The sequence below is a fragment of the Stenotrophomonas indicatrix genome (assembly GCA_041545745.1).
In the GTDB taxonomy this organism is placed as follows: Bacteria; Pseudomonadota; Gammaproteobacteria; order Xanthomonadales; family Xanthomonadaceae; genus Stenotrophomonas; species Stenotrophomonas indicatrix_A.
The window spans coordinates 487,566-504,331 of sequence record CP168152.1; the positions used below are offsets into that span (position 1 = coordinate 487,566).

A 16,766-nucleotide genomic window follows, 5' to 3' on the forward strand; every position below is an offset into this window, starting at 1 on the left:
ATGGCGCTGCATGGGCACAGCGACTATCGTTCGTGCCTCTTCATGCAAGCACAGGTAGATGGGACGATGGCGCGGTGGCAAGGGATGGCGGTGGGTGCGGTGGTGGTGGCAACAGCGGTGGCCCTGGCGGCGACCTGGTGGGAATTGCCTGCCTCCGGCCCGCAGGTACCGACCGGCCCTGCACCGACGCCGCTGGCGTGGACCGCACAGATCGAGCTGCTGGCCGGCGACGGCCATCCGGGTGATCGCGATGGCGGCTCGGCGCAGGCGCGCTTCGCCGACCCCTACGCGCTGCTGGGCAGCGCCGATGGCAGCGTCTACTTCACCGATGCCGGTGACAACAACCGCATCCGCCGCCGCCTGGCCGATGGCCGTATCGAAACGGTAGCGGGGCAGGGCGAGGGACGTGTCGATGGGCCTGCGCTGCAGGCCAGTTTCAACACCCCTTCGGGCATTGCCGCCGATGTACAGGGCAATCTGTATGTGGCCGACACCGGCAATCATGCGATCCGGCGCATCAGCACCGATGGACAGGTGACGACGCTGGCCGGTGGCCAGCAGGGCTTCGCCGATGGTCCCGCCGCGCAGGCGCGTTTCGATGGACCGATGGGCATCGCCGTGGATGCGCAGGGACAGGTCTATGTGGCCGATACCTGGAACGACCGCATCCGGGTGATCGGTACCGATGGCAATGTACGCACGCTGGCCGGCGGCGACCGCCCGGGCTTCGCCGACGCACCGGGTATTGACGCCCGCTTCGATACACCGGTGGCGCTGGCCTTCGATGCGCACGGCGCATTGCTGGTGGCCGACCTGTTCAACAACGCGATCCGCCGCGTCGGTGCCGATGGCACGGTCAGCACCGTGGTCGGCAAAGGTGAGGTCATCAATGGACCGTTGTCACTGGCCACCACGCACGACGGTGTGCTGTATGTCGGTGACCTGGACGGGCGCATCGTGCAGGTGACCCCGCAGGGCCATCAGCTGGCGCTGCTGGGCAATGACCGCCTGCCACGCCTGGCACGCCCCAGTGGCCTGGCCGTGGCGGCAGACGGCGCTCTGCTGGTGGCCGACTCCGCAGCCTATCGCCTGCATCGCCTGCGCCCGTTGCCGGTGGGTGAACTGCCCGCACCGGCGCTGGTGGGCCCGGCCTCCGATGCGGCGCTGCCAGACAGTGGTGGGCGTTGGCCACTTGCACCGCAGGATGGCTGGCACGAAGTGGTCGGCACGCTCGGCGAGGTGCGCGGCACCTTCCAGGGCGAGAGCCGCCACCACCTGCACGGCGGCTTCGACGTGCGCGGCGATGTCGGCCAGACCGTGCTGGCGATTGCCGAGGGCAAGATCAGCAGCCCGATCGCGGCCTGGAGCCTGGGTGGGCAGGCTGAGGGTCTGGCCGTGGACCGATTGAAGTACATCCACATGCGGGTCGGTCGTACGCCACGCGGCGAACCGTTCGACGCGCGCTGGCAGCCGCTGTACGCCGAAGACGGCACGCTGGAGCGCATCCGCGTGCGGCGTGGCACGCGCATCCACGTAGGCGACCGCCTGGGCAGCATCAACAACCAGGCGCACGTGCACCTGGCCGTGGGCAATGGTGGCTTCGAGACCAATGCGGTGGCGCTGGGGTTCAAGGGCTATGCCGACCACTTCGCGCCGCGCATCACCGATGTGGCGCTGTTGGACGACAACGACCAGCCGTTGGTCGCCGGCAGCGATGGCGTGGTGATGTTGGCGCGGCAGGGGCGCGGCGTGCAGATCGTGGTGGAAGCCTGGGACCAGGTGGACAACAACCTGCCGCGTCGTCGGCTGGGGCCGTACCAGGTGGGCTACCAGATTCTGGATGCCGCCGGGCAGCCGCTGCAGGGCTACGAGCAGCCGCGCTGGAACATCGTCTTCAACCGCATGCCGCCGCAGAAGCAGGCGGTGAAAGTGGCCTATGCCCCGGACAGCGGCATCACCGTGCACGGCAGTGCGGTCACCCGCTTCCGTTATCTGGTGACCAACACCGTGCGCGATGGCCTGATGGAAACCGGTCGCTGGCAGCCGGCGGCGTTGCCGCCGGGCGAGTACATTGTGCGTGCCAGTGCGCGCGACTACAGCGGCAACGAAGGCGTAGGCCCGCGCGAGATCAGGGTACGGCTGCTGCCATAGCAGCAGCGGGGGCGCCGCAGCGTTCGCGCTCGGCGTCCATGTCTTCCAGCGGGCGCACCTCGATGCTGCCGAAGCGGGCCCACGGGAACCCCTGCGCAATACGCATGGCCTCATCGCGGTCGTGGGCGACGATGAGGTTGAAGCCGGCCAGCAGTTCGCGGGTTTCGGCGAAGGGACCATCGAGTACCCGGCTGTGGCCATCGCGCACGCGCAGGGTCTGTGCCGATTCGATCGGCTGCAGTTTCTGCGCGGCCAGCAACGTGCCTTCGGCCTGCAGTTTGTCGGCATGGGCGAGGCAGTCGCGCATCAACGTATTGAAGTCGTCGATGGGCAGTGTGCGCAGCAGTGACGGGTCGATGTAGATCAGAAGCAGGTACTGCTGCATGGCGGAGTCCTGGCGGGGGCGGGGGTCCATGATCGCGCAGGTTTGCGCGGGGGCATGCTGCACTGCGAAAGGCAGAGCGGGAAGCGCGCCTTCGGCGGGGATCGGCGAACGGCGGGGCCCCTCCGTGGTGGGGTGGGTTGGTCGCTGAAAGCTGGCTTCATGAGGGTGGGCCGGGCGGGTGGGATTGGCGGGGACGCCGTGAATCCGTCCCTGGAGGCTTAGCCGCGCCATCCATGGCGCGGGTACCCCGCCAACCCCACCCGCCCGGCCCCAGACAGATTCCGGTGGCTGCACCACCACGGGAAATCACAAGCAAGAGCAAAAGCGGGTCGCTTCGCTCGCAAAGCCAAGGCAGCCAGCCAGCTGCTGTTGCTGTTGATCTTGCTCTTGCTTCTGCCTTTTTCTTGATCTTCCCGTGGTGGATCGAAGGCAGGAACCTGTCCGTGGCCGGGCGGGTGGGTTGCGCAGGGGCGTAAGCGCCATGGATGGCGCGCCCGAGCCTACAGGGGTGAGGGCGCTTTGCTTGCGAAGCACTGCTTCGCAAGCGCCCGAACGCACAGCCGCCAGCGGCTGGGCCGGTCTGGGGATTCACGGCGTCCCCTGCGCAGCCCACCCGCCCGGCCAACCCGCAGAGATGCAGCTCTTCACGACCAACCGCCACCACGGAGGGGCTCCGCCGTTCGCCGATCCCCGCCGAAGGCGCGCTCTCCGCAGGAAAAATAATCCGCACGACGGTGTCGATTCCCGCGACCGTGGTTCGTCGTACCAGAGAAGGGCACGCACCCGCAGCCCAGCGGAGACCGCAATGAAAGTGATGGTGATCGTCAAAGCCAACGCCGATTCCGAAGCCGGGCGCATGCCCAGTGCACAGGAACTGGCCGCCATGGGCGCCTACAACGAACAACTGGTGGCCGCCGGCATCATGCTCGCCGGGGAAGGCCTGCATGCTACCCAGCGTGGCCGCCGCATTCATTTCGGCACCGGCACGCCGCGGGTCGAGACCGGCCCGTTCGGCCCGGCCGGCGAGCAGATTGCCGGGTTCTGGCTGTGGGAGGTGCGCTCGCTGGACGAGGCCACCGAATGGGCCAGCCGCGCGCCTTTCAGTGCGGGCGGTGCGCTGGAACTGCGCCCGTTGATCTCGGCCGAAGACTTCGGCGCAGCCTTCACCCCTGAATTACAGCAGCAGGAACAGCGTCTGCGTGAGCAGCTCGACCGCGCCTGAGCACGGCCGCGCATTCATCCCAATCGACGGAGCATTCCCATGAAACTGATTCCCTTCCTCGGCTTCAGCGGCCAGGCCCACGATGCAATGGCGTTCTACGCCAGGGCACTCGGTGGCCAGGTCACGTCGGAAATGAAGTACCGCGACATGCCGCCGTCCGACGGCTCGCCGGGCTGCAATGAGATGCCGGCAGACACGCTCGACCATGTGGCCCACAGCCAGCTGGAGATCGGCAGCGCGATCGTGATGGCGGCCGATGGTCCCGGCGGCGGCGAGGGCGGTTCGACGACCATCAACGTCGACGTGGACAGCATCGAAGAAGCCGAGCGCGTTTTCGCGGCGCTGGCCGAGGGTGGCCAGGTGCAGATGCCGATCGCCGAAACCTTCTGGGCCCACCGCTGGGGCATGTTGACCGACCGCTACGGCAAGCCGTGGATGGTCAACTGCATGAAGCAGCCCTGATTTTCCGTCTCTCCATCCATTCCAAGGAACCGCACCGATGAGTACACCGCAACCGCAGATGATCTTCGTCAACCTGCCCGTGCAGGATCTGGAAAAAGCCAAGACGTTCTTCGCTGCACTGGGCTACAGCTTCAACCCAGCCTTCACCGATGAGAACGCCGCCTGCATGGTGGTCAGCGAGAGCATCTTCGTGATGCTGCTGGTCAAGCCGTTCTTCCAGCAGTTCACCGCCAAGGGCATCGCCGATGCGCACACGCAGACCGAGGTGATCACCTGCCTGTCGGCCGACAGCCGCAAGGCGGTGGACGCCATGGTGGACAAAGCGCTGGCCGCCGGTGCCAGCGAACCGCAGCCGGCGCGCGACTATGGCTTCATGTACCAGCGCGGCTTCCAGGACCTGGATGGGCATCTCTGGGAAATCGCACACATGGACGGCGAGCCGGGCTGACCGGCCGCTGCAGGGAGACTCCCCATGACTTACGTGGATGCTTACGTATTGCCGTGCCCGCAGGACAAGGTGGCGGCCTATCGCCGCCTTGCCCGCCAGGCCGGCGCGGTGTGGAAGGACCATGGCGCACTGCAGTACATGGAATGCGTGGCCGACGACGTGCAACCCGGGAAATCGACGTCGTTCCCTCAGGCGGTGAAGCTCAAGCCGGGCGAAACGGTGATCGTGGCCTTCGTGGTGTTCCGCACGCGTGCCGCGCGCGACCGCATCAACAAGAAGGTGATGGCCGACCCGCGGCTGGCGCATATCGGTCCCAAGGACATGCCGTTCGATACCAAGCGCATGTTCTGGGGCGGCTTCAAGCCGATCGTGGAAGCGTGAACACCGGCGCTTGTGCAGGCCGGGCCCGCATGCTGTGATCGCCGCATGCACGAGCCCGCCCTGAGCCAACGCCTGGACACCCTCTGGCGGATGGAATCGCCAGTGTTGATCGCGCGCCTGGCGCGCCTGCTCGGCGGCGACGTCGGTCGCGCCGAAGAGCTGGCCCAGGACACCTGGCTGGCCGCGCTGGAGCGTTGGCCGGTGCAGGGTATCCCGGACAATCCCGGAGCCTGGCTGATGACCACCGCGCGCAACCGTGCCATCGATGTGCTGCGCCAGCACCAGCGGGTGGCGCAGCAGCATGCGCAATGGGGAGAGGAGCTGCATCCGGCCGCATTGCCCGCGCCCGACGACAGCCAGGCCCTGGAAGACGACATCGGCGACGACCTGCTGCGGCTGATGTTCGTGGCCTGCCATCCCGTCCTGCCTGCCGACGCACGGGTAGCGCTGACCCTGCGCCTGCTGGGCGGGCTGACCACGATCGAGATAGCACGCGCGTTCCTGCAGCCGGAGCCGACCATCGCCCAGCGCATCGTGCGGGCCAAGCGCACGTTGGCGCAGAAGCAGGTGCCCTACGAAGTGCCGCGTGCCGATGCATTGCCGGAACGACTGGCGTCGGTGCTGGAAGCGATCTACCTGGTATTCAACGAAGGCTACGCGGCCAGTGCGGGCGACGACTGGATGCGACCGGCACTGTGCGCCGAGGCGCTGCGGCTGGCGCGCATTCTGGCCCACCGGATGCCGGCGCCGCCGGTACTGGGTCTGCTGGCGCTGATGGAACTGCAGGCCTCGCGCGCGGCGGCACGGGTCGATGCGCAGGGCGCGCCGGTTCTGCTGGACCAGCAGAATCGGACGCACTGGGACTGGCTGCAGATCGAACGCGGCCAGCAGGCACTGACGCGCGCGGTGTCCGCAGGCGGCGGCGATGATCCCTATGTGCTGCAGGCACGGATCGCCTTCTGCCATGCCAGTGCCCGCCGCGCCGAAGACACCGACTGGGCGCGGATCGCCGCACTGTATGCGCAGTTGCTGCAGGTGATGCCGTCGCCGGTGGTGGCATTGAACCGGGTGGTGGCTGTGTCGCGCAGCGAAGGTGCGTTCGCGGCGTGGGCGCTGTTGCAGCCCTTGCTGGACGAGCCACGCCTGCAGGGCTACACACCGCTGATGGTGGTGCGCGGCGAGCTGCTGCAGCAACTGGGGCGGGAGCAGGATGCACGTGACGCGTTCGCCTCGGCAGCGGCGTTGAGCCAGAACCAGGCAGAGCGGACCCTGCTGCGGCAACGGGCCGGCCTGCCGCAGGAAAATTGAAGCCGACAAGGTCAGCACTTGTCGGTTTGCCCCGGAGCGGCTATGTTTCGCGCCCAGCGGGCGTGTTCGCGCCTGTCATTCATGTGTCGTGACCGAGGAGCGGTTGGATGTTTTCAAGGACGAAGAGCGCACCGCGCGCTTTTGCGCGCCTGCTTGCCTATGCCCTGTGCCTGGCCGTATGGCCGCTGGCCAGCCAGGCCGCAGACAAATCGCAGCAGGCCTACTGGGCCGGTTTTGCCTATACCGCTGACGCCGCCGCCGTACAGGCGACCACTCCGCATGCGCATGCCGTACTGGAAAAGCGTGGCCTGATTCCGCTCAACCAGACCCTGGCACAGGCGCTCAAGCGCCGCGCGCCGGCCAACCTGGAACTGATCGACCAGCCGGTGGCGATGCTCGACGGCACCACCAGTGCCGTGGTGCTGGCCGCTGCGCTGGACCGCGAACTGGTGTCGGTCGAACCGATCGGCGACCAGTACAAGGTGCTGGTGGAAGTGGCCCTGCAGGCGCTGTTCTTCGATTTCCGCGAGCGCCAGGTGATCGCCTCCTATCCGCTTACCCTGCAGCGTATCGACGTGCAGGAATACCGCCCGGACAGCGACGATATCGACGCGATCGTCGCCGATCTGCTGTACGGCGGTGCCGATACCAGCCTGTCGCAGGTGCTGGCCACGACCCTGGCCCAGGCCAAGCTGCCGGAAGCGGCCACGCGTCGCCTGCAGGTGGGTGCGGTGACCTTGTCCGACGCCACGCTGGCCAAGCTGCCCGACCCGAAGTGGGCCGGTCCGCTGCGTGCCACGCTGGCCCATGAACTGTCCAAGACGCTGTCGTCCAATACCGGTGTCGGCCTGCTGCCACCGGCCTCGGGCCAGGCGATCGGCGGTGCCATGGCGGCGCGCTTTGCCGACGGCAAGGTCTACCAGCTGAAGATCCCCGAGGCCGACTACGTCATCAGCCTGCAGGTGGATGCGCTGAAGAACGGCGTCATCAGCGAAACCCCGGCGATGAAGACGATGCTGTTCGGCGCCTTCTTCACCGCCAAGGTCACCGAACCGTTCTCCGGCAAGGTGTACTTCGAACAACCGCTGCGCAAGGGCGCCACCAAGGTGGTGCCCGTTACGCAGTGGCAGGTCGACCAGTGGTCGGCCAGCTACGAAACCCTGCTGGCCGGCTTCGATGCCTTCGCCGGCGCCGCCGCCAAGCGTGCCGATTCGCGCGCCTGGCTGGATGAGCAGAAGCCGGGCGGACGCCCGTTGCAGCAACAGACCCAAGCCCTCCAGGAGTTGATCAAATCATGTCGTTGATGCGTACCATCCTGCTCATCCTCATCGCCCTGGCGGTGGCCTCGCCGGTCGCCGCGCAGACCGCCAGTTCGCGCGGTACCGGTTCGGCCAGCTACAGCCTGCGCCTGAGTGCCGATACCCGTGCCCAAGCCCTGAACAAGGCCAAGGCCAATGCACTGGAGGCGTACATCGCCGAATCCGGTGCGGCCAAGCTGCGCCTGTTCGAATCGCGCCGCGCCGAATTCCTCGGCGAAATCGACCGCTACGTGCTCAGCGCCGTGCAGCTGTCGGACAACGAAGACAAGAAGGCCAAGACCTACAGCGTCACCGTCCGCGCCGAAATCAACACCACCCTGCTGCAGACCAAGCTGGATGCCGGTTCGGCCGTGGCCGGTGCCACCGCGGCGCAGCGCTCGCTGCTGACTTTCCTGTTCATGGCGCGCTCGCAGGACACCGTGCAGTCATTCCAGGACAAGGAATACCGCCGCGTTGACGCCAGCAGCAGCTACAGCGAGAACACTCGTGAGGGCGACAGCTTCCGTGGCAACTCGGTCAGCACCAACGGCAGCATCAACCAGAACGGCTCGGTGTCGGTCACCAGCGGCGGCAGCACCACCGCACGCAGCGACAACATCAGCTGGAAGGTGGCCAACGCCGCCGAAGTCAACACCGCCATGACCGGTGCCTTCAGCGCCGCCGGCTACGAAGTGGTTGAAGCCGAATACGTGGAAGGCGAGTCGCGCGGCCTGCTCAGCATCGAGCGCATCCGCAAGGACTTCAGCACCGGCAATGACCTGTCCGCAGCGACCCTGCGCGATACCGCCAACGGCATCCGCGCGGCGAACATTCCGTACATCGCCGTCGGCACCCTCGACGTCGGCATGCGCGACCGTGACCCGGCCAGCGGCAACATCCGCGTGTTCGTCACTGTCACCGGCAAGGTGCTGGACGTGACCGGTCGCTTCCCGCGCACCGTGTCGTCGGTGGGCCCGGTGCAGTTCTCCGGTACCGGCCCGAACGAAACCGTCGCCCGCACCAACGCGCTGCAGCTGGCTGCCGAAAAGGCTGCACAGCAGATGATCAACGAGCTGAACGTCAAGGCGGTCCGCTGATACCACCGCTTCGGTGGGTGCCGAGCTTGCTCGGCATCGCCGCAAAATTCCCGTCTTTCCACGTGCCGCATCGCGGCCGTCTCTCCCAAAGGAATCTTCCATGATCCGCAATACCGCTCTCGTCGTTGCCATCGCGGCCGCTACCCTGTCGATGCCGGCCCATGCCCAGTTCGGCAAGCTGAAGGATCTGGCTGGCGCCGCTACCGGTACCTCCAGCAGCAGCACCAGCGCTGCCGCCCCGGACGAAGCCGCGCAGGAAGCGCTGGTCCGTCGTTTCGTCAGCTCGCAGTCGCACTCGCTGCAGGCTCAGACCTCCTTCGCCCGCGCCTTCGGCCTGGCCGAGCAGGTGCAGCTGCTGGAAGCCGAGCGCCAGGCGCTGTCGTCGGGTTCGGTGAACGTCGATGCGATGAAGAAGTCGGTCTCGGTCAGCCAAGCCGCGCAGGCCGCCATCGACGAGCGCCAGGCGGCACAGCCGGAACTGAACGCTGAATCCAAGCAGCACTACGCCGAAGGCCTGGTCTCGCTGCTGTCTTCGGCTGCCGAAGCACAGAAGCTGAGCGGCGAAGCCAGCGGCTTTGCAGCCGGCATGAAGAACCTGGGTGCCACCCAGATGGCCACCGTTGGCCGCAAGCTGGCTGCCGGTGCCTGGGTTGCCAAGGAATCGCCGGGCTTCATCAAGGGCCTGTACGGCTCGACCAAGTCGGCTGTGACCTTCGCCAAGAAGAGCAAGGTGAAGGTGCCGACCAACGCCGATTCGATGCTGGATTCGCTCTGATACGAGGCAACGCCGCATGCGTACGACGACTCGATTGATCGGCCTGGGCCTGGCCGCGGCCCTGCTGGCAGCCTGCGGCAAGCAGGATGCACCGGCAGAAGCCGCACCCGCCAAGGACAAGGCCGCCAGTGCACTGGCCAGCAATGCGCCGGTGCAGGAAGCGCCCCTGCGTGGCACGCCGGATTTCGGCGGCACCACCCAGGTCGCGCGCGAAGCCGACGGTATCGGCAGCACCCCGGAACTGGCGGTGCTGGCGGCATTGCAGTCGGCCGTGGCCCAGGTCAACGGCGTACGCGTGGCCAGCCAGATGCAGAGCCTGCGCGCAGGCCTGCATGTGGACGTGGACGGTGAACACGTCGGCGATATCCGCGCCGACGCGTTCTCCCAGCAGATGATTGCCGGCTCGCAGGGCGCGGTGCTGGGCTATGAAATCCTCTCGCAGGATGAAGTGAGCCAGCTCGACGAAGAGACCATTGCCCGCGTGCGCGCCAGCGACGAAGGCTGGAGCTTCAAGGGTTCGGCCTCGGCCAGCGCTTCCGGTGAAGCCTCCGCCAAGGGCGGCTCGGCGTCGGCCAGCGTCAAGGAAAACTACGAAGAGCAGGTCAAGGTAGACGCCAAGCGCGGTGCCAGCTCCTTCGATTCGGATGTCACCCGGCGCAGCATGCGCAGCTACTGGAAGGTGCGTGTACGCGCGCAGATTGCCCAGTACCGCGCACCGGACGAAGAAGGCAAGCCGAAGATCGTGGTGGCCCTGCCGCGCACCAAGTCGGGCAGCTATGCCGTTGGCGATGGCCGGGTGAATGCCGACGAGGTCGCCCAGGCGATCCGCGCGCGGCTGTCCGACACGCTTACCCAGACCCAGCGCTTCATCGTGCTGGACCGCGAGTTCGGCGACGAACTGCAGGCCGAGATCGACCACATCAACAGTGGCAACGTGCGCCTGCAGGACACCGCACGCGTTGGCCAGCAGCTGGCGACCGACCTGATCCTGATTCCGACCATCGAACGTTTCGAGTACCCGCGCAGCGTGCGCAACCTGCGCATGTCCGATCGCCAGGTGACCTCGTACTCCGGTGGCGGTCGCATCACCCTGCGGCTGATCAACGCCACCACCGGCCAGGTGGTGATGTCCGACAGCTTCGACCACCAGCTGGCCTCGACCGGCCCGAGCACGCTGCCGCGCGTGGTCAACGGCCGCAGCATGGCTGCCTCGATGATGGATTCGCTGTCCGGCCAGATCGGCAGCACGATCGTCACCACGCTGTTCCCGGTGTCGGTGGTGTCCGTCGATGGCGACCAGGTCGTGCTGAGCCAGGGCGGTGACACCGTGCAGGTCGGCCAGCGCTGGCAGGCTGTGCGCCTGGGCGAAGAGCTGAAGGACCCGCAGACCGGCCGTTCGCTCGGCCGCAGCGAGCATCCGTGCTGCACCATTCGCATCGACCGCGTTGCCGCGCAGACTTCCTACGGCACCCTGGAAGAGGGCGTGGACGCGATGCGTGGTGGTTTCCGCCCCGGTCAGATCGAACTGCGGCAGAAGCTGGGCAGCAAGCCCAAGGCCGCCACCGGCGCAACCGCATCGGCCGCCCCGGCCGCAGCAGCGCGCCCGGCCAGCAAGCCGAAGCCCAAGCCCGCCGCCGCCCCGGCTGAAGACCCGAACTGGTAACGCGCCCAAGCAACACATAGATGGGGTCAGAGCCCTTTCCCACCGGGAAAGGGATCTGACCCCTTCTTGTTTCTGGTCATCCACGCATGGCGTGGATCTACCGTGTCGACCAAGGTCGACACCTACCAAGAGCAGGCCATGCCCTCCCGACAGATTGCGGAGATCTGTCCAAGGCGGGATGGGTGCGGTTGCGGGGGTGTAAGCGCCATGGATGGCGCGCCCAAGCCTCCAGGGACGGATTCACGGCGTCCCCCGCAACCGCACCCACCCCGCCATCCCACGGATAGCCCGCTGTTGCTCCGGCCGTTGCCGTTGATTCGGTGGGTGCAGGGCGCAGCCCTGCCGAACCCCTTACCCCTTACACTCCAGAACGATTTCCCTGCTGGAGAGAGCAATGAAGCGAGTAGTACTGGGCGTGCTGGCCCTGTCGGTGTCGAGCGCACTGATGGCGGCCACCCCGAAATTCGATGGCGCGCGGATCTCCGCCGACGTCAAGGAACTGGCCTCCGACGCCTATGAAGGCCGCTCACCGGCCACCGCCGGCGAAGAAAAGACCATCGCCTTCCTCAGCAAGCAGTTCGCCGATGCCGGCCTGCAGCCCGGTGGTGACCTGAAGGACGGCAAGCGCCTGTGGACCCAGGCCGTGCCGCTGCGCAAGGGTGACATCGTCGGCACCCCGCAGCTGTCGCTGCAGCAGGGCGGCAAGACCATCGCGCTGGAGCAGGGCAAGCAGATCGCCGTGCGTGCAGCCATGAACGGTGCGACCAGCGTGGACATCAGCAAGGCACCGCTGGTGTTCCTTGGCTATGGCGTGAAGGCAGCAGAGCGCAACTGGGACGACTTCAAAGGCGTGGACCTGAAGGGCAAGATCGCCGTCGTGCTGATCAACGACCCGGACTTCGAAACCGGCAAGGGCGACTTCGATGGCAAGGGCATGACCTGGTATGGCCGTTGGCCGTACAAGTACGAAGAAGGCGCACGCCAGGGCGCACTCGGTGTGCTGATCGTGCATGAGACCGCCCCGGCGTCGTATGGCTGGGCCACGGTGGCCGGCTCCAACACCAACACCATGTTCGACGTGGTGCGCGACAACCCGGCCGACAGCCACCCACTGCTGGAAGGCTGGATCCAGCGCGATCTGGCAGTGGAACTGTTCCGCGCGGCCGGGCAGGATTTCGAAGCATTGAAGAAGAAGGCGCAGCAGCGCGACTTCACTCCGGTAACGCTGACCGGCGCCAGCCTGGACGCGAAGTACGCGGTGAAGACCGAAGTAATCACGTCGCAGAACTTGGCCGCGCGCCTGGAAGGCAGCACGCATGCGGACGAGACCATCATCTACAGCGCGCACTGGGACCACATCGGCGTGGGCGAACCGGATGCACGCGGCGACCGCATCTTCAACGGCGCGCTGGACAACGCCAGCGGCACCGCCTCGCTGATCGAACTGGCACGCGGCTTCGCCAAGGCCCCGCGCGCACAGCGTTCGGTCGTGTTCCTGGCAGTGACGGCCGAGGAGAAGGGCCTGCTGGGTTCGGAGTACTACGCAACGCATCCGCTGTATCCGCTGGAAAAGACCGTGGCGATGATCAACATGGACGGTATGGCGCCGTTCGGTCCGTCGCGCGATTTCGGCATCTACGGCGCGGCGCGCTTCGAACTGCTGGACCAGTTGAAGGACGTGGCCAAGGGCTGGGACATCCGCTACACGCCGGACCCGAAGCCGGAGGCCGGCCTGTTCTTCCGCTCCGACCACTTCCCGTTCGCCAAGCGTGGCGTGCCGGCGCTGTCCTGGTCGGCAGGGCAGGACTGGGTGGACGGTGGCGTCGCGGCGGGCAAGAAGGCGTCCGAGGACTACACCGCCAAGCGTTACCACCAGCAGGGTGACGAGTGGCAGCCGGACTGGGTGTTCGCCGGCGCCGCGCGCGACCTGGAAGTGCTGTACACCCTGGGCAACCAGTTGGCCAACTCGCGCAGCTGGCCGAACTGGGGCAAGGACGAGGCGTTCCGCGCGGTGCGTGACGCCAGCGCCGACCAGCGCAGATAAGGGAATGCGCCGGGCTCACCCGGCACCTCCCCGGTAGTGCCGGCCGCTGGCCGGCAACCCTGTGGTGCTTGCGGAGGCAATGGGGAGCCGGCCAGCGGCCGGCACTACCAGAACCGGTTCCATCCACCCTTTTCCGGCCTTCGTCGCACACCGCTTGTTTGCCCGAAGGGCCGTTCTATGCTCGGCTCACCCCTTCCACCAAGGCGCCGCCGTGATCGCCAGCTTCTCCCTCATCATCCGTCATCTGCTGGCCTGGGCCGCGGCGCTGTTCGTTGCCGGCATGGTCTGGAGCGGCATCTTCAGCGGCATGCGCGATGGCCCGGGCTGGGTGTTCGGGCTGCTGGTGATGTTCCTGATGATCTCCGCACTGGGCAGCGCGATCACCCACGTGCGCCGGGTCTGGCTGGTGGCTGGTCGCCTCGACGGCGCCACGTTGTCGGGTCGCCAGCGCCGGCAGATCGAACTGCCGATGGATGCCGGCCAAGCGTTTGCAGTGGTCGAGGCGGCCGTCGGCGAACTGCCACGGGTGGAAGAGGTGGAGAGTTCTGCCGGCAGCCTGCAGGTGCGTGCCTATGTGCGGCGCGTCGACCTGTGGAACGGCCGGCAACCGTCGCGTTGGAACCTGCCGGCGCGGCTGGCGATCAAACGCAACAGCGTGCTGGCCACGGTAACGCCGGGGCAGGGCACCAGCACCGTCACCCTGCTGTTCGAACCCGATGCTGGCTGGTGGGCCGATCTGCTGGCGCTGGATGAAGGCAGCAACTATGAGAACGCCGAAGCGGTGACCCGCGCGATCAGCCGCCGCGTGGCCGACCAGCGCCGCGACGAGCAGGCCGCTGCCGAACAGACCCAGGTGGAAAAGGAACTGTCGGTCGCGCGCTTGAACTTGCTGCACGCGCAGGTCGAGCCGCACTTCCTGTACAACTCGCTGGCCAACGCACAGGTGCTGACCCGCACTGACCCGGCACGTGCTGACCAGATGCTGGGCCACCTGATCCAGTACCTGCGCAGTTCGCTGCCTCAGGTGGATGAGTCGGTGTCCACGCTGGGCGTGGAACTGGAGCGCACCCGTGCCTACCTGGAAATCCTGCGTATCCGCATGGGCGCCCGGCTGGCGGTGGAAGTGCAGGTGCCCACCGAGCTGCACGAGGTGAAGCTGCCGGCGATGGCGTTGCAGACATTGGTCGAGAACGCGATCAAGCACGGCCTGGAGCCCAAGCCCGGCGGCGGCACGATCTGGATCCTCGCGCGTGGTTTCGATGACCATGTCACCGTGACGGTCGCCGACGATGGGCTCGGTTTCGGACAGGGCACCAGCGGCACCGGCATCGGCCTGAAGAACCTGCGCGAGCGGCTGCGCTTGACCTGCGGCGAGCAGGCCGGGGTGGCGATCGTGGCCAATTTCCCCAGCGGTGTAGCCGCCACCATGACCCTGCCGCAGTCGGCCAAGGAGCCCAGCCATGCCGCTTGAAGCGCTGATTGCCGAAGACGAGGAGCTGCTGCGGCACTCGCTGGTCGAGCAGCTCGGGCGGCTGTGGCCGGAGCTGAAGCTGGTGGCCGAATGCGAGGACGGCGCCAGTGCGCTGGAACAGCTGGCCGAGAAGCAGCCGGACATCGCCTTCCTCGACATCCGCATGCCCGGCATCAGCGGCATCGAAGTGGCGCGGTCATTGGCCGAACTGAGCCCGCGCACCCAGGTGGTGTTCGTCACCGCCTACGACCAGTACGCCATCGATGCCTTCGAGCAGGGTGCGATGGATTACCTGCTCAAGCCGGTCAGCGACGAGCGGCTGCTGGCCACGCGCGACCGCATTCTTTCGCGGCTGCCATCCACGCGCCAGGACGATGCGGTGCTGGAGCGCCTGCTGCAGCGCCTCGGTGCAGGCCCGGTCGCCAACGATCGACCACCGCTGGCCTGGATCACCGCCAGCAACGGGCGCGATACGCAGCTGATCATGCTCGACGATGTGATCTATTTCCGTGCTGACAACAAGTACACCACCGTGGTCACCGCTGCCGGCGAAAGCCTGTTGCGCACACCGCTGCGCGAACTGCTGGAAGTGCTCGATCCGCTGCACTTCCGCCAGGTGCATCGCTCCACCATCGTCAACATGAAGGCGGTGGCAGCCGTCAGCCGCGACGATACCGGCCGTGGCGTGCTGCGCCTGCGCCAGCGTGCCGAAACCCTGGTGGTCAGCCAGCCGTTCATGAGCCTGTTCCGCGGCATGTAGCCGCAGCCATTGCCGTCCACCGAGGAACGAACATGCGCCGTATCCTGCTTGTAGGTGTCGCCGTGCTGGCCATCGCCGGCTGCGAAAAATCCAGCAACACGTCGATCACCCGCACCACTGCCAATGGCGTGGATACGCTGTACAGCAAGAGCACGGTGGTCGATGGCGTGGCGCGTTTCGAATGCATCGCCAGCAGCAGCGGCCAATGCCATTACCTGGTGCTGGCGCCGGGCTGCAGCACCGACACCGCTTGCGCGACGCCGCCGCTGCGCCGGTTCGCGGTGGCCGCAGGCAAGACCGAGCAGGTCAGTGGCCTGCCGAAGGACTTCCGCCAGTGCGTCAGCGACGTGCAGAAAGAACAATGCCACCGTGACTGAGCACGGTGGCATTGTGGCTCCCCCCGGATTGCGTTCGGCTCAGTAAGCCGGCTGCAGCGTCATGTCGTGATGGTGTTCGGTTTCACCGACATGATTCAGGCGACCCACCAGTTCGGAGTGCTGCTTCATGCGCCCGATCTCGGTCATGATGCGTATGTCCTCGTGGCGAAGCTCGCGCTTGGCGGTGACCGCCTGCTTGTAGTCCAGCACTTCCGGATAGTGTTCAGCCAGGTCCAGTGCTTCGGCCACGTGCTCGACGCTGTCGGCCTTGGAGGTGATGCGCGCGCGGCTGTTGAAGGCCTTCATCCAGCGTTCGAAGCCCGCTGTGCGGTCGAACATGTTGGCCATGAACCAGATCACGAACAGGATCGAGATCCACGAGCCGAACACCACGACCACGCGGGTGAAGGTGATGTGGTAATCGTCGCGCCACAGGTAATTGGTGATCAGGCCGAGGATCAGCAGCGAGGCTGCCTGCCATCCGACGATCGAAGTGATCAGCCATTGGCACTTGGCCTGGGCCAGCACCGCCACTTCATCGCGGATCTGCTGTTCGCTGAGGCTGCGCCAGTGCGCGACCTGTTTTTCGAACGGGCTGCTGTAGAGCTCGTTGTCGCGAAGCAGTAATCCCAAACCCTTGAACAAAGCAATCATGGCTGGCTCCTTGTGGAACGTGCGGCGATCTGCAGTGGACGGTGTGGCGGGTTCAGTTCTAGCACTTCCAGCGAGCGGTGCAATGGCCTCAAGGCCACGCGGCACAAGGGTTCTGCCTGAACAGGTGAATATTGTTGCGACGCAACATTGCTTGCGCGGCCTGCGACAAGATGTCGCAGGGTGAAACGTGCTGCGCGCGCACATGAAACCGACGCTGAGCGGATGGGCTCGCTGTGCCGGTCATGATCGACCAGAATCGGGGGGTACCGC

Annotated in this window: 16 protein-coding genes; 14 read left to right on the forward strand and 2 right to left on the reverse strand. The window is 66.5% G+C overall.

Annotated elements, in window-relative coordinates:
• The first annotated feature begins 66 nt into the window (after positions 1 to 66).
• The gene (locus ACEF39_RS02205; RefSeq protein ID WP_500286815.1) at positions 67 to 2,151 is read left to right on the forward strand and encodes a gluconolaconase; all 2,085 of its coding nucleotides are present in this window, start codon (positions 67 to 69) and stop codon (positions 2,149 to 2,151) included.
• Here ACEF39_RS02205 and ACEF39_RS02210 read toward each other — a convergent pair.
• Positions 2,129 to 2,536: a YciI family protein gene (locus ACEF39_RS02210; protein ID WP_089238385.1), complete on the reverse strand. Its 408-nt coding sequence runs from the start codon at positions 2,534 to 2,536 to the stop codon at positions 2,129 to 2,131. The genes ACEF39_RS02205 and ACEF39_RS02210 overlap by 23 nt on opposite strands.
• 805 nt (positions 2,537 to 3,341) lie before the next feature.
• Here ACEF39_RS02210 and ACEF39_RS02215 point away from each other — a divergent pair.
• The 13 genes from ACEF39_RS02215 to ACEF39_RS02275 all read left to right on the forward strand — a co-directional run bounded on the left by ACEF39_RS02215 (position 3,342) and on the right by ACEF39_RS02275 (position 15,842).
• The gene (locus tag ACEF39_RS02215; RefSeq protein WP_500286816.1) at positions 3,342 to 3,758 is read left to right on the forward strand and encodes a YciI family protein; all 417 of its coding nucleotides are present in this window, start codon (positions 3,342 to 3,344) and stop codon (positions 3,756 to 3,758) included.
• Positions 3,759 to 3,797: 39 nt separating this feature from the next.
• Positions 3,798 to 4,220 (forward strand): VOC family protein, encoded by a 423-nt coding sequence (locus tag ACEF39_RS02220; RefSeq protein WP_500286817.1) that lies wholly within the window; start codon positions 3,798 to 3,800, stop codon positions 4,218 to 4,220.
• 37 nt (positions 4,221 to 4,257) lie between these two features.
• The gene (locus tag ACEF39_RS02225; protein ID WP_500286818.1) at positions 4,258 to 4,668 is read left to right on the forward strand and encodes a VOC family protein; all 411 of its coding nucleotides are present in this window, start codon (positions 4,258 to 4,260) and stop codon (positions 4,666 to 4,668) included.
• 24 nt (positions 4,669 to 4,692) lie between these two features.
• Positions 4,693 to 5,049 (forward strand): DUF1428 domain-containing protein, encoded by a 357-nt coding sequence (locus tag ACEF39_RS02230; RefSeq protein WP_049468925.1) that lies wholly within the window; start codon positions 4,693 to 4,695, stop codon positions 5,047 to 5,049.
• 45 nt (positions 5,050 to 5,094) lie between these two features.
• Positions 5,095 to 6,357 carry an RNA polymerase sigma factor gene (locus ACEF39_RS02235; RefSeq protein ID WP_500286819.1) on the forward strand — a complete coding sequence of 421 codons (1,263 nt, stop codon included), beginning with the start codon at positions 5,095 to 5,097 and terminating at the stop codon, positions 6,355 to 6,357.
• Positions 6,358 to 6,464: 107 nt separating this feature from the next.
• Positions 6,465 to 7,661, forward strand: coding sequence for a hypothetical protein (locus tag ACEF39_RS02240; RefSeq protein ID WP_025878385.1), 1,197 nt, complete (start codon positions 6,465 to 6,467; stop codon positions 7,659 to 7,661).
• Positions 7,652 to 8,752 carry a hypothetical protein gene (locus ACEF39_RS02245; protein WP_500286820.1) on the forward strand — a complete coding sequence of 367 codons (1,101 nt, stop codon included), beginning with the start codon at positions 7,652 to 7,654 and terminating at the stop codon, positions 8,750 to 8,752. Before ACEF39_RS02240 ends, ACEF39_RS02245 begins: the two co-directional genes overlap by 10 nt.
• A 100-nt stretch (positions 8,753 to 8,852) precedes the next feature.
• A complete protein-coding gene (locus ACEF39_RS02250; RefSeq protein ID WP_500286821.1) occupies positions 8,853 to 9,527 on the forward strand; it encodes a hypothetical protein in 675 nt (224 codons plus the stop codon).
• A gap of 16 nt (positions 9,528 to 9,543) precedes the next feature.
• Positions 9,544 to 11,190, forward strand: coding sequence for a CsgG/HfaB family protein (locus ACEF39_RS02255; protein WP_500286822.1), 1,647 nt, complete (start codon positions 9,544 to 9,546; stop codon positions 11,188 to 11,190).
• Positions 11,191 to 11,584: 394 nt separating this feature from the next.
• The gene (locus tag ACEF39_RS02260; protein WP_500286823.1) at positions 11,585 to 13,234 is read left to right on the forward strand and encodes a M28 family metallopeptidase; all 1,650 of its coding nucleotides are present in this window, start codon (positions 11,585 to 11,587) and stop codon (positions 13,232 to 13,234) included.
• A 211-nt stretch (positions 13,235 to 13,445) separates the two neighbouring features.
• Entirely contained in the window at positions 13,446 to 14,705 is a 1,260-nt protein-coding gene (locus tag ACEF39_RS02265) for a histidine kinase (RefSeq protein ID WP_500286824.1), read from the forward strand.
• The gene (locus ACEF39_RS02270; RefSeq protein ID WP_500286825.1) at positions 14,695 to 15,465 is read left to right on the forward strand and encodes a LytR/AlgR family response regulator transcription factor; all 771 of its coding nucleotides are present in this window, start codon (positions 14,695 to 14,697) and stop codon (positions 15,463 to 15,465) included. The genes ACEF39_RS02265 and ACEF39_RS02270 overlap by 11 nt, the downstream gene beginning before the upstream one ends.
• A gap of 32 nt (positions 15,466 to 15,497) precedes the next feature.
• On the forward strand, positions 15,498 to 15,842 hold the full coding sequence (locus tag ACEF39_RS02275; protein WP_500286826.1) for a hypothetical protein: 345 nt from the start codon (positions 15,498 to 15,500) through the stop codon (positions 15,840 to 15,842).
• Positions 15,843 to 15,881: 39 nt separating this feature from the next.
• Here the strand turns inward: ACEF39_RS02275 and ACEF39_RS02280 are convergent, their stop codons facing one another.
• Positions 15,882 to 16,496 carry a hypothetical protein gene (locus ACEF39_RS02280; RefSeq protein WP_025878393.1) on the reverse strand — a complete coding sequence of 205 codons (615 nt, stop codon included), beginning with the start codon at positions 16,494 to 16,496 and terminating at the stop codon, positions 15,882 to 15,884.
• Positions 16,497 to 16,766 lie beyond the last annotated feature (270 nt).